Genomic DNA, 12,880 nt, shown 5'->3' with positions numbered 1-12,880 from the left:
ACAAGGGTGCGATGATTGTCGAGACTCACAGCGGAGCCTCGACCGGATCAGCAGGTGGCGCGTCGTCCCGCTCCTCCCGTGCCGGGATATCCGTTTCCCTGCGCCCATAGCGGGCGTAGAGCGTCGGCAGCACGAACAGCGTGAGCAGGGTCGCCGAGATCAGGCCGCCGATCACCACGGTGGCGAGCGGCTTCTGCACCTCCGCGCCCGATCCGGTGGCGATCGCCATCGGCACGAAGCCGAGGCTCGCCACCAGCGCCGTCATGACGACCGGCCGCAATCGCATCATCGCGCCTTCATGGGCGGCCCTGGCGCGGTCCATGCCGCGCGCCATCAGGTCCTGGATCGACGAGACCATGACGAGGCCGTTCAGCACGGCGATGCCGGACAGGGCGATGAACCCGACCGCCGCCGAGATCGAGAAGGGCATGCCCCTCAAAGCGAGCGCTAGCACACCCCCGACCAGCGCCAGCGGCACGCCGGTGAAGACAATCGCCGCGTCGCGCACGCTACCCAATGCGCCGTAGAGCAGCAGGATGATGAGCGCGAAGCAGGCCGGCACGACCAGCATGAGCCTCTGGCTGGCCGACTGGAGGTTCTCGAACTGGCCGCCCCAATCGAGATATTGCCCGGCGGGGAGCCGAACCTGGCTTTCGATCGCAGCTTGCGCGTCCGCCACGACGCTGGCGACATCGCGCCCACGCACGTTGGCCTGAACGACCACACGCCGCTTGCCGTTCTCGCGGCTGATCTGGTTGGGACCGTCCGTGACGCCGATCTCGGCAACGCTTTGCAACGGCACGAAACCGCCGTCGGGTAGCGGCACCGGCACCTGGCCCAGCGTCTGGAGATCGGCTCGGGCCGCATCCGATAGCCGGATCGTGACGGCGAAGCGACGATCGCCCTCGAAGATCATGCCGGCGTCGCGGCCGCCGATCGCCGCCGACACCGTGTCCTGCACGGTGCGCGCCGTGATCCCGAGCCTCGACATGATGTCGCGGCGTGGGCGGATGTCGAGCATCGGCAGACCCTCGGTCTGCTCGACGCGCACATCGGTCGCGCCTTGGGTTTGCCTGAGGATCGCCGCGATCCGGTTTGCCGTCGCGGTCATCGCCTCGGTATCGTCGCCGAACACCTTGACCGCGACATCGCCCCGCACGCCGGCGATCAGCTCGTTGAACCGCATCTGGATCGGCTGGCTGATCTCGAACGCGCCGCCGGGCAGCCCTTCGAGCACGCGCTCGACCTTGGCCACCAACTCGGCTTTCGAGAGGTTGCTGTCTGGCCACTCGTCGCGCGGCTTCATGATGATGAAGGTGTCGGAGATGTTGGGCGGCATTGGATCGGAGGCCAGCTCCGCCGTGCCCGTCTTGGAGAACACGAATCGCACCTCCGGCAGCCGCGCGATCTCCCGTTCGATGCGCGATTGCATCGCCTGGCTCTGATCGACCGATGTGCCGGGGATGCGCAGCACCTGCGCAGTCAGATCGCCCTCATCGAGCTGGGGCAGGAACTCCTGGCCGAGGAAGGAGAAGGTCAGGATGGCGGCAAGAAACGCGCCGAGGCCGATCCCCATCGTCATGTTCGGGCGCTTCATGGCCCGGTCCAATCCGGGCTCATATCTGCGCTTGAGCCAGGCCATGATGCGGCCTTCCTTCTCCTCCACCGGCTTGGACAGCCAGATCGCCAGCATCGCCGGCACGAAAGTGAGTGAGAGGACGAAGGCGCAGACGAGCGCGATGATGACGGTGAGCGCCATCGGCGTGAACGTCTTGCCCTCGACGCCGGTGAGCGTCAGCAGCGGGACATAGACGAGGATGATGATCGCCTGCCCGAACACCGACGGGCGGATCATCTCGCGCGCGGCCGTCGCGACGACCGACAGCCGCTCGTCGAGGCTGAGCGTGCGGCCATAGTGATGCTGCCGCTCTGCGATGCGCCTGAGCGCATTTTCAACAATGATGACGGCGCCATCGACGATCAGGCCGAAGTCCAGAGCGCCAAGGCTCATCAGGTTGGCCGAGACGCCGCCGCGCAGCATGCCAAAGCTGGTCATCAGCATGGTGATCGGGATCACCAGCGCCGCTATCAGCGCGGCCCGGAAGTTGCCGAGCAGCACGAACAACACGACGATGACGAGCAGCGCGCCTTCGGTGAGATTCTTGGCGACCGTCTTGATGGTCGAATTGACCAGCGCGGTGCGGTCGAGCACCGGCTGCACCACGACATCGGTCGGAAGCGAGGCGTTGATCTCTTTCAGCCGCTCGGCGACTGCCGATGCGACGGTGCGGCTGTTCTCGCCGATCCGCATGATCGCGGTGCCGACGACGACCTCCTCGCCATTCTCCGACGCCGAGCCGTAGCGGATCGCCTGGCCAAGGCGCACCTGCGCCACCGAATCAAGCCGGATCGGCACGCCTTCGCGCGTCGCGATCACGGTGCTCGCCAGCTCTCCGACATTGCGGATGCGTGCATCCGATCGGACTGCCAGACCTTCGCCGCCGCGGTTCACGACGCCGGCGCCCACGCCGACATTGTTCTCTTCGAGCGCGCGGGCGAGGTCGGACAGGTTCATGCCGATGGCGGCGAGGCGCTGCACGTCCGGCACGGCCTGGAACTGCTTCACATAGCCGCCGATCGAGTCCACGCCGGCGAGGCCGGGCGTGTTCCTGAGCAGCGGAGCGACGATCCAGTCCTGCACGGTGCGCAGATAGGTCGCCTTGTCGGCTTCGGTGACGAGCCGCTCGCCTTCGGGCGTGATGTAGCTGCCGTCGGGCTGGATGCCCGGCTCGCCGGGCCGGTGCCGGTCCTCCCGGCGATGTTCGAGATGGACCGTCCACATATAGACTTCGCCGAGGCCGGTCGCGATCGGCCCCATGGTCGGGACCGCACCCTCGGGCAGGCTTTCCTCGGCGACCCGCAGCCGCTCGGCAACCTGCTGGCGGGCGAAGTAGATGTCGGTCGAATCCGAGAAGACCGCCGTGACCTGCGCAAAGCCGTTGCGGCTCAGCGACCGCGTGTATTCAAGGCCGGGAACGCCCGCGAGCGCGTTCTCGATCGGGAAGGCGACCTGCTTCTCGACCAGCTCGGGCGAGAGCGCCGGCGCGGTGATGTTCACCTGCACCTGATTGTTGGTGATGTCGGGAACGGCGTCGATCGGCAGGCGACTGATGGCCCAGCCGCCGATCACCGCGGCGATGAGCGTCAGCAGCAGGATGAACCAGCGGCGCTCGACGGAGAATGTGACGATGCGGTCGATCATGGCGGTCAATGGCCTCCATGCTCGGCTTCGCCCTTGCCGAGTTCGGCCTTGAGGGTGAAGCTGTTGGCGCCGGCGAGCTGTTCGTCGCCGCGAAGGCCCGAGGTCACGGCCACATTGTCGCCGCTGGGCGCGCCGAGCGTGACCGGGGTTGCCCGGAAGCCGTGCTCGGTGCGCACGAACACCATCTGTCGGCCTTCGACGGTCTGCACCGCGCTTTGCGGGACCAGCACCGAACCGGCGCCGGCATCGCCGCCGGCCAGCCGGATCGACGCGGTCACCGGCTCGCCGACCCGCCATTGGCCCAAGCGGTTGTCGATCACCGCGATCACCGTCACGAGCCGCGTCGCCTCGTCGAGGATCGGCGAGACAAAATCGACCCTCGCCACCGACCTGCGTTCCCCCGCGACGACCTCGATGTCCGATCCCGGCCGCACCCTGCCGGCATCAGCCGGCGAGAGGGCGAGCGTGACCGCCACGCGCGAAAGATCGGCGACCCGGAACAACTCCGCGCCGGCCGCGACCGTCTGGCCGAGCGTCACGCTGCGCGCGACCACCTGGCCGGACAGCGGCGATGCAATGCTGACGCGGTTGAGCGCGCCGCCTTGGCCACCGGCCGCGGCGACCTGCTGCTGCGCGAGGCGCAACGCGATCCGCGCCTCGGTCGCCGCCGTTCGTGCGGCGATCAGATCCTGCTCGGGCGAGACGCGCTCGTTGAACAGGCGCTGTTCGCGGCGAAGATTGGATTCAGCAAGTCCGAGCCTGGCGCGTGCTGCCTCGATCTCGGCGTTAAGCGACGCCGCCTCACGGCTTTCGATCACCGCGAGCGTTTGCCCCCGGCCGACCGATTGACCGAGATTGCGGGTGAGCGACACCACGCGCCCGCCGATCGTGGCCGACACCACCTGCATGCCTTGCGGATCGCCTTCGATCGTCGCCGGCAGCGTGAGCGCGCCACCACCGCTGCGCACCGCACGGACCAGCTCGATGCCTGCCGCGCGTATCTGCTGCGGCGTCAACTCGATCTCGCCTTCTTCTTCCGCGTGACCGCCTTCCTTGCCGGCTTGCGCGGTGTTCCCGGCATCGGCGTTCTCCGGCGCGGGGTCGCCGCCGGAGCATCCCGCGACAGCGAGGGCGGCGGCGAGGGTGAGCGGCAGGACCGCTGCAAAACGGGTCTTCATGGGTTTTCCCCCTGGGTAGTCGGCGCGCGTGCGGTCAGCCGCTCGAGCTGCGCCTGGGCGATGTGGTAGGAGAGCAGCGCGTCGATTGCGGCTGCGCGCGTCTCGGCAAGCGTGCGTTCGGCGTCGAGCAGGTCGAGCTGGCCGAACTTGCCTTCCCGGTAGCCGATGCGGGCGATGCGGGCGGCTTCCTCGGCCGCCGCCAGCGCAGGACCGCTCGCGGTCGCGGCGCTGGTCGCGGCATTGGCAGCGTCCGCTTGTGCGCGGGCGATGGCCTGATCGACGTCGAGCGCGGTGACCCGGCGTTGCGCCTCTGCCCGCTGCCGTTCGGCCGAAGCCTGTGACAGCGCCGCGCGCCCATTGTTGAACAGCGGGAGCGGGATCGACAGGCTGAAGATCGCCGCCGTGTCGTTGGTCTGCTCGAACCGACGGGCGCCGGCGCCAACAGTTAGATCGGGCACACGCTGCGAACGGGCGAGCCGAACCCCTGCGTCGGCTATGGCGAGGTCGGCGTCGGCCGCAGCGAGCGCCAATGTGCCGGCGCTCTCGATCGGACGGAGCGGCCCATAGCCTGCCGGCACCTGGCCGAACCAGCCCGCATCGAGCGGCCCTGTGATCGGTTGCCCGACAATCCGTGAGAGGCTGTAGCGCGCAACCTCGACGGCGCGTTCTTCGCGGGCAAGGGCCGTCTCGGCATTGACGCGAGCCACGTCGGCGCGCTGGACCTCGATCGGCGAGGCTCGGCCCGCCTGGACGCGAACCTGCGCGGCGCGCAGCGCCTCCGTCGCGATACGCACTTGATCGCGCGCCGTTACAAGCCGCCTCTCTGCGGCGGCGGCTTCGGCATAGGCGCGGACGACCGACAGCCGGAGATCAGCCTGCGCGATCGCCGCCTGGATAGCCGCTCGATCACTGCGCGCATTGGCGACGGCGATCCGCGCCGATCGCTTGCCGCCAAGCTCGATCGGCAACGTGAGGGAAGTCGTCGCCTCCACGCTGTCGATGCCCCGATAGGGGCCGGAGCCGGCCACATTTTCGGCTTCGACGGTGACGCTTGGATTGGGGCGCAGACCAGCCACGCGGCGACCGGCTTCTGCCGCCCGCACGTCGGCCGATGCGGCCTCCAGCGACGGCGAGACCGCGCCCGCCAATTCCAGCGCTTGGTCTAGTGTGAAGGATTGGCCAGCTTCCGCTGGCGGCGGCTCTTGGGCCTGCGCGACGCTCGCGCAAGCCATCGCGGCCAACACGGCCGCGAGCAATCGGTGCATGATCGAAGACTCCTGACGATTCCGGAAAGCCCCGCAGACGGGGCTAGGTTGGAGTCGTCAGGCTCTTGGAGGGCGGAGTGCTGGGTCTGTGCCAGCCGACACGAGGTCTCTGGCGTTGCCGATGGAGGGCGGCGACGCCGACAGCGACAAACTGGCGCCGACCCCGTCGTCAACCGGCGGGGCGACCTGATGATGCCCGTGACATCCGCCATGCTGGTGCGGCGTGGCTTTGTTATCGCTGGAAGGCGCTTGCTCGCTTCCGCCGGCATCGTGGCCAGAGCCTGAAACCACGTCCGATTCGAGGCAGACAACAACTGGCTCCACGGCATGCGAGACCGCGCCCGCTGTCACCGACAGCGCAACGAAGCACATCATGATCGTTGCCAAAATGCGAGCCATTCGCAGTTCTTAGCACGGAACCGCCGCTTTGACAACCATCCCTTTGTCTCCGGCAAACTCACGGAACCAGCGTGACCCTACTTCCCAGGACCGGGTAGGGCTTGCGGTCACTCTCGCCGGTTCAGGGCGGTGGGAGTCGTCACGAAGCGGCACTAGGGTAGTGCAAACGGCGAGATATATTCGTTATGTTTATCCGGTGCGGAGCACCAAATTCCGCCGTCGGCCGCCGTTTATGCGCGTAAGCCGCACAGGCTACGATCTGCGAAAACTCAGGATTTGCATGATCGTAGGCACGACGGTCGCTGGCGGCAAAAAGTTCGAATCCTACCCGGTGAAACCCGTTCTCCCTACATGAAGAATCGGAACTGGTAGGGCGTGCTGCCCAGATTCGTCATGCGCTTAAGGACACGCGCAAGAACCTTCGCATAGCTCATCGTTACGGGTAGCGGATCATACAGCCCGTCGTTGTTCCAGTTCATCTTCGACAAGGCGAGTGCCGCGCGGGCGCTGTCGTCCCACGTGCCGTGCCCGGCATGGCGGACAAGTCGGATCGGACGCGGCGTGCCGCGTTGACCCTGAAAATAGGTTTTCGGCCCAAGAGTCTCGACGGCACCGTGCATCCACAGCAGCGCCTCGCGCTCGCCAAGCCCGATCAATGAGCCGCGCTTGACTGGAAATGCCGCCGCCTGACCTCCCGGATTGGCCTGATCGCGTTCCCAACGCGCGCCGCGCCAGCCCACATCCTCGACAACCTGAATCAAGTCGACCGCCTCGCACAGCGGCAACGCCTCGAAGCAGCCGAGCACTTCGGCGTCTTTGAACTCGGTCGACTTGTGGACCATCACCCGCCGTGGTGAGCGTCCACCATGTCGGTGACGATATAGCGTCATCGACCGCGTGATGACCCGGAACATCTCGGCCTGTGATAAAAAGGGATTGTCGCGCTGCACCTGCACGTCGGCGGTGTCGTAGGCGATAAATTCGAGGCCAGCGCCCTCCGCGTCGAACACCTGGCTGCAACAGGTCACAAACCGCGGTTTGTCGGCACCGTTCGACCGCACCGCATAGGAAATGCCGATATAGGCGGTCTCTGGATCGACATCGGCTAGCTTCCAGGGAACGCCGCCGGCCTTGGCATATAGCGCCAGGCCCACTCGCCACATCACGCTCGCACGGCAGCGATAAGCGAGTGCCTTGTCTTCACGCACGATCTGGATCGGCATCCCGCGCGCGGCCGTGTAAGCCTTGAGATGGTCGTGGAGATCGAAATCGTCCCCCACGCCGTAGAAGCCACGCTCCCATCGCTGCGGCAGGTAGATGAACAAGACATCGAACTCGCTACGGAACGCTTCAAGCGGCTGGATTGCACGGACGAGCTGTTCAGCGAGCAACACGTGCGGCATCGCCGATTGTGCCATCTCGCTCTCAAACGATCCGTCCAGCTCGACACGGCATTTCTTGGCTGCCGCCGTCACGCGCATGTCAAACACCGTATTGAAGCCCGGCCAGTCCGGCAGATAGTCGGTTCGCTCGACCGGGCGCACGCTTTGGCTCAGCTCGCGCATGAACGCGAACAGGCGTTCTGACTCGCCGGCCGGCGCCAATGTCGCCACTCGGATCGGTGATTGCACCAATCCGCGCGAATGGGGGCCGAAACGCTTGAGCCCGCGCAGCGGATGGATGTCGCGTTCGCTCGTCCGCTCGGGATGAAACACCAGCTCGGGCTCGGGATACCATATGGTGGGCGCGATCTCGCTCGTCATGGCTGCACCAGCTTAGAGAAGGCCGTGTTCTTCCCAACGGCGAAGCGCGCATCAATCCCGTCGCCAATCGAAAGCGCCGGAAGCGCTTCGCCGGCGAGGTGCTTTGCCCAAAAGTCGATGAGCCGATCCAGGTCACGATTATAACGCTTCACCGTCCGCTCGCGCGCGAAGTCGGCGGTGATCGCCTTAGTCTCGTCTGTTACGCCCTCGAACACGATCTTTGGATCAAGCAGCAGCCACAGACCGTCGTCCGCCCAGTCAAGCCGGACCCCGACCCCCTCGTGCCATTTCAGGTTCGGGTGTTTGGGCACAGCGCCAGTCGTCTGACGAGTTATCCCGCGAAGCCCATCCCATGCGCTGTCGGCGGGATCTACTGGCACGAGCAAATCAGCGCTACGGCGGCGGATCGCACGAACATTCTTGGCGGCACACAGCGCCTCTACCAAGGCGTCGCGTAGCAGGCCGCGTTCGCCAGACTCATAGCGCAGGCGCCGCTTTTCGAAGGTGGCCAGATCAAAAGCAGTGATTCCGAACGGGTCGAACACTCGATGGAACTCAGCATCGCTTCCGAAGCCGAGCACCCCCGCTTGGGTGCGGGTTACGATCAGGCGCGCGTTGGCCTCGGCGACCGCCGCGCGCGCCGCCGCGACACCCTCGATCGTGCATACCAGCTTGCGGCAATTGGCCGGGATGGTGACGGCAAGCCCATTGAGCCGAATGAGGGGCCAGCCTCGCTGGCCCGAGGGCTCGGGAGCGCCTGACACGCGCGACCGTCCCGTTGCCAGCGCGTTGAGAGCAGATGTGTCGAGCGCGGGCAGCAGCCGCACCAGATCACGTAATATCTCGTCGAAGCTCTCAATCCGCACCAGCCCGCATTCAACACCCGCGTCGTTGGCGCACTTGAGAAGTCGGATGACCCGTTCAAGCGGTGGATCGCTACCGCGATGCAGCCAGAACAGTCCACCAGGATAACCGCCCGGCTGATCGAGTGCCGCTTCAAGTGCGTCCATCACTGAATCGTCGCGTCCGCTGTAGCCGGCGACTACGAGGCCGGATCGGCGGCAGGCATCCACGAGCTGCTGACGAAGCGCGGCATCCTGCTGGCGCAGCTCATCGGTTGTGTTTTTAAGCCGACGCGAGCGGAAATCGCCGTGCAACTTTACTGCGATCGGCCATTTCTGCGCGCCGATCAATTGCCCTGCCAATTCCGGAGCGTCGAGTGCAACGATGCTCAACGTGCCCGTTGTGCCATACGTTCTCGCGCAGGCATCTTCTATCAAGTGGTCGAAATTGGTAGTCCAGACGAGTTGAGTGTGGCCCGCTTTTAGAAGTGACGCGAGAGCAAGATGGCCATAGGCCAGCTTCGCGCCGCTAATCATGCCTTGAATGAAAGTCGTGCGGTCGCGCTCCACCGGGTAGGTTGCTTCGAACAGCGCCGCGTATTCGTCCGGCGAACCCGGCGGGGGTAGTCGCTCGGAACTCGCAATATGCGAGTCCAACAACGCGCGGATAGCCGGATTGCCGAGATCGGCGACACTCTGCGGCGACGCCTTGCGCTGGGCGACGAATAAGGTCTGCTTGAACTGCCAGATCATATCCCAAGCGCTTGGAATACCAGCGGACACTGACGCGCCCGCGCCGAGCAACCACATCAACTGGCCTGGTCGCAGCGCAAAGCGCCGCGCAAAATCATCGCTCGATAGCTCGCTCAGGCTCGTTATGCTCTCCATCGGACTATGCCTAACCGATCCACGAGCCTTCGCCAGCAGATTTTGTTCTCTAATGGTTCTCTCGGCTCAACCTTGTGATCGGTAGCTGCGGGAAGCGATGCTACCTCCTGTAAGCACGTGGGCTTCCGCGCAGCCGCGGCGCAGGTCATTCGGGCGGTGCTGGCAGCCGATGGGGAGCCTCATAGGCTTCTAGCTGCCACGGCCCCTGATAGTTCTCGATGATGCCCTCGGTCGGCACGGGCATGCGGGCAATGAGCGCGATTTGCCCGAGGCACCGGCTCAGGTGTCCGCGCAAGATTTCGAGATCGTCGAAATAGGCTTGGCGCACGTCGGGCGGTCGATGAAACTCGCCGAACCGTGGATGCAGGGGCGCATCCTTGTCTCGCCGCAACAGCTCCTCGAAAGTCATAAACTGTCGAATCCCAGCCGCCATCGCTTCAAGCAGAAGGAACAGCGGTCCGTCCTGCAATTCGGCGAGTTCCACCTCTTTGTCGACGATAAATTGGCGGATTTCGTTGAGCGAGGTGAGGGCTTTCTCGATGCAATCGTCACAACATTCCCACGCGGATAGGACACGCCGATCGCGCAAACGGAGGACGATCTCGCGCGCCATCCGGCGCTCGCGATCTTGAGGGCTGACCGCAATGCTGATGAAAGGCAAGTTCAAGGTGACGTCCCCCAGCCGGCCAGTGACTTGGCGGCGAGCGCGGGCGAGGAGATCGGTCAGATCGAACTTGAAGGGGATATCGCCACTTCGCATGGTTCAGACCTCGTCCGGCAGGGTAATTGATGCGGCGAGAGCCGCTCCAATGGGGCCCGATCGGCGTTCGAGGAAATAGCGGACGCGATCGTCGTTGCTGTCATCGAATTGCTGTCCAACCTGACAGGTCAGCAGCAGATCGGCAGCCCAAGTTTCGAGCGGCCAATCCCGCCCAACGCAGGCGGACTTCAACAGGCTGAAGGTAGGAGATTGGCCGTCATTGAGTTCTGCAAGGGCACGGTGGACGTTGTCGGCATCGACCACCCGATTTCCAACCGGAATGTCGTCAACGCGGATTCGTTGTCGCAGGGGATAGGTAATTGCGTAGGGAAGCTCAGGCGGTGCGTAGAGCAGGTAGAAGACGGCCTTGCCGAAATCCCGATTGAGCGTGTCGATCAGCTCGACCTGTCGGTGTCCAGCCTGGATTGCGGCGAAGGTGCAGCTTTCGTCGAAGCTGTAGGTTCGGTGGAGCGCGGCGGCTGCTTGCTGCCCGTCGCGGCGGATGAATGCATTCATGCCATGAAGGAAGCCAATTTCATCCTCGTCCTCGACATCATGGTTGGTCGGAAAGAGGCGCTTGGACTGGAGCAGGCCAATCTTCTTCGCCACCAGCTTGTCGCGTCGATAGACGAAGACGAGGATCGCAATATCCGCCGTTTCCCAACGCCGGCGTTGCGGAAAGTCCCAATCCCAATGGGGAGCGCCTAAGCGCCGCAAACCACCGATGTTGTGAGTATCCATGCGGATGATCGCACCCGAAGGAAGGAGCGTCGGCGCGCTGTCGGGGATCAGCGCTTCAATCAAACCGTCATCGAGCGATGTCTCGCGGATGTTGGGGAGATTGACCAGACGTTCGCACACGCGGCGGTTTGCGTCCGCGAAGACACCGCGGAACCAAGCGACAACATCGGCGGGTATCACTGGCCAAGGATTCAATCTGGTTCCCCTCATCCGCCGAGGTAATTGCACTACGCAAACCGACAAAGCGCTATCTACATCGGCGGCAGAGGCAGCTTGCCATCGGGAGGCTCGAAAGTGTGGGCCGTTGATCCCACCATCGAAGCTACTCGAATAATCAGCGGCGGCGCACTACGCCATAGGGCAGCTACCGGTGCCCGGCGGCGGTTCTATAGTAGTGCAAACGGCGACTCGTATTCGTTATGCTTATCCAGGGCGGGGCGCCAGCTTTTCCGCCGTTTTCTGAATTGCCAGCTTGCCAAGCTCCGGCGAAACTCCGGCGAAATCCTGGCTAATCCGACGAGAACGCCCCTGGGGCAGCGGCTTCGATGCGGTCGATCAACTCCTCGGTCAGTCGAAGCGCGTCGATCAGATATTCTGCATGATAGGGGGTGGCATACTTGTCCGAGACGTTCGGTCGGATGTGGCCCAACATTAGCCGACCTTGCGTCTCCCATGCGCCGATCCGCTCCAGCTTTGGCCTGATGAGAGAGACTGTGCTGCGGCGGATGTGAACCGCCCCGGGATTGCCGGAGGCCCTAACTCCTGAGAGGTAGGGTCCACGATGAGCAAGACGACGAACAAGTTTTCCCCTGAGGTGCGTGAGCGGGCGGTCCGCCTGGTGCTGGACCAGGAGGGCGATTATCCCTCCCGGTGGGCAGCGGTCACATCCATAGCGGCGATGATTGGCTGCTCGGGTCACACGCTGCTGGAGTGGGTAAAGAAGGTCGAGGTGAACAGCGGCAAGCGTGCCGGCGTTCCGGTCGAGGTGGCCGACCGGCTGAAGGCGCTGGAACGCGAGAACCGGGAGCTGCGGCAGGCCAACGAGATCCTGCGCAAGGCTTCTGCATATTTTGCCCAGGCGGAGCTCGACCGCCCGTTCAAGCGATGACGAGCTTCATTGATGAGCATCGCGGTGAGTATGGGGTCGAGCCGATCTGCCGGGTTCTGCCGATCGCCCCATCCACCTACCACGAGCGTGTGGCACAGCGCTGCGATCCGTCGCGTCTGTCGCCACGCGCTCAGCGCGACGAGGCGATGAAGGTGGAAGTGCGCCGCGTATTCGATGCCAACTTCAAGGTCTACGGTGTGCGCAAGGTGTGGCGCCAGATGCAGCGCGAGGGCTTCGATATTGCCCGCTGCACGGTCGAACGGCTGATGCGGGATCTGGGCCTGCAAGGCGTGATCCGCGGTAAGCCGGTCAAGACGACGGTGAGCGACAAGGCCGCGGACTGTCAGGAATTTCGTGTGTGGGCGGGCATAATGGGTAAGAAGGAGTCCCACTATGTCTCGACGCAAAGAACCTGTGATCCCGTCTGATTTGCTGGATCAACTTTTGGCTGGCGGTGATGCTGCTGCGGCCTTGCAGCAAGGCGGCTTGCTGGATTCGCTGAAGAAGGCCTTGGCCGAACGCGCGCTTAATGCCGAGATGGATCATCATCTCGGCCACGAAGAGCAGGCTGGCAACAGCCGCAATGGCTATGGCCGCAAGACGGTTGCCACGGACACCGGTAAGATCGAGATCGAGATCCCGCGCGACCGGCAGGGCAGCTTCGATCCGCAGCT

General features: G+C 64.5%; 8 protein-coding genes, 1 pseudogene and 1 other annotated feature. Of the genes and pseudogenes, 2 read left to right on the top strand and 7 right to left on the bottom strand.

Annotated elements, in window-relative coordinates; genetic code table 11:
• Nucleotides 1-25 precede the first annotated feature (25 nt).
• The 7 genes from G524_RS0110755 to G524_RS0110725 all read right to left on the bottom strand — a co-directional run bounded on the left by G524_RS0110755 (nucleotide 26) and on the right by G524_RS0110725 (nucleotide 11,278).
• Complete coding sequence (locus tag G524_RS0110755; RefSeq protein ID WP_027443722.1) at nucleotides 26-3,262, bottom strand: efflux RND transporter permease subunit; 3,237 nt, start codon at nucleotides 3,260-3,262, stop codon at nucleotides 26-28.
• A 5-nt stretch (nucleotides 3,263-3,267) separates the two neighbouring features.
• Complete coding sequence (locus G524_RS0110750; RefSeq protein WP_027443721.1) at nucleotides 3,268-4,440, bottom strand: efflux RND transporter periplasmic adaptor subunit; 1,173 nt, start codon at nucleotides 4,438-4,440, stop codon at nucleotides 3,268-3,270.
• Nucleotides 4,437-5,705 carry a TolC family protein gene (locus G524_RS0110745; RefSeq protein WP_027443720.1) on the bottom strand — a complete coding sequence of 423 codons (1,269 nt, stop codon included), beginning with the start codon at nucleotides 5,703-5,705 and terminating at the stop codon, nucleotides 4,437-4,439. The genes G524_RS0110750 and G524_RS0110745 overlap by 4 nt, the downstream gene beginning before the upstream one ends.
• Before the next feature lie 746 nt (nucleotides 5,706-6,451).
• Nucleotides 6,452-7,867, bottom strand: coding sequence for an argonaute/piwi family protein (locus tag G524_RS0110740; RefSeq protein ID WP_027443719.1), 1,416 nt, complete (start codon nucleotides 7,865-7,867; stop codon nucleotides 6,452-6,454).
• Nucleotides 7,864-9,597 carry an SIR2 family protein gene (locus G524_RS0110735; protein ID WP_027443718.1) on the bottom strand — a complete coding sequence of 578 codons (1,734 nt, stop codon included), beginning with the start codon at nucleotides 9,595-9,597 and terminating at the stop codon, nucleotides 7,864-7,866. Before G524_RS0110735 ends, G524_RS0110740 begins: the two co-directional genes overlap by 4 nt.
• Before the next feature lie 145 nt (nucleotides 9,598-9,742).
• Nucleotides 9,743-10,357 carry a hypothetical protein gene (locus tag G524_RS0110730; RefSeq protein WP_027443717.1) on the bottom strand — a complete coding sequence of 205 codons (615 nt, stop codon included), beginning with the start codon at nucleotides 10,355-10,357 and terminating at the stop codon, nucleotides 9,743-9,745.
• A 3-nt stretch (nucleotides 10,358-10,360) separates the two neighbouring features.
• Nucleotides 10,361-11,278: a hypothetical protein gene (locus G524_RS0110725; RefSeq protein WP_156894075.1), complete on the bottom strand. Its 918-nt coding sequence runs from the start codon at nucleotides 11,276-11,278 to the stop codon at nucleotides 10,361-10,363.
• A gap of 601 nt (nucleotides 11,279-11,879) precedes the next feature.
• Between G524_RS0110725 and G524_RS16645 the strand changes: the two are divergent.
• Nucleotides 11,880-12,565, top strand: a pseudogene (locus G524_RS16645) (IS3 family transposase); the annotation flags it as partial.
• Nucleotides 12,161-12,277: a sequence feature (AL1L pseudoknot), on the top strand. (Overlaps the previous pseudogene by 117 nt.)
• Before the next feature lie 34 nt (nucleotides 12,566-12,599).
• A partial coding sequence (locus G524_RS15680) for a transposase (RefSeq protein ID WP_211219330.1) occupies nucleotides 12,600-12,880 on the top strand: 281 nt, incomplete at its 3' end.

Origin of the sequence: Erythrobacter cryptus DSM 12079 (assembly GCF_000422985.1) — a bacterium.
Classification (GTDB): Bacteria; Pseudomonadota; Alphaproteobacteria; order Sphingomonadales; family Sphingomonadaceae; genus Erythrobacter; species Erythrobacter cryptus.
The sequence above is the reverse complement of the archived record's forward strand: the minus strand, read 5'-3'. Positions and strand labels throughout refer to the sequence as shown.

Coding starts and splice junctions, on each gene's coding strand:
- G524_RS0110730 (WP_027443717.1), bottom strand. CDS start 10,357: ATGCGAAGTGGCGATATCCCCTTCAAGTTCGATCTGACCGATCTCCTC.
- G524_RS0110745 (WP_027443720.1), bottom strand. CDS start 5,705: ATGCACCGATTGCTCGCGGCCGTGTTGGCCGCGATGGCTTGCGCGAGC.
- G524_RS0110750 (WP_027443721.1), bottom strand. CDS start 4,440: ATGAAGACCCGTTTTGCAGCGGTCCTGCCGCTCACCCTCGCCGCCGCC.
- G524_RS0110740 (WP_027443719.1), bottom strand. CDS start 7,867: ATGACGAGCGAGATCGCGCCCACCATATGGTATCCCGAGCCCGAGCTG.
- G524_RS0110735 (WP_027443718.1), bottom strand. CDS start 9,597: ATGGAGAGCATAACGAGCCTGAGCGAGCTATCGAGCGATGATTTTGCG.
- G524_RS0110755 (WP_027443722.1), bottom strand. CDS start 3,262: ATGATCGACCGCATCGTCACATTCTCCGTCGAGCGCCGCTGGTTCATC.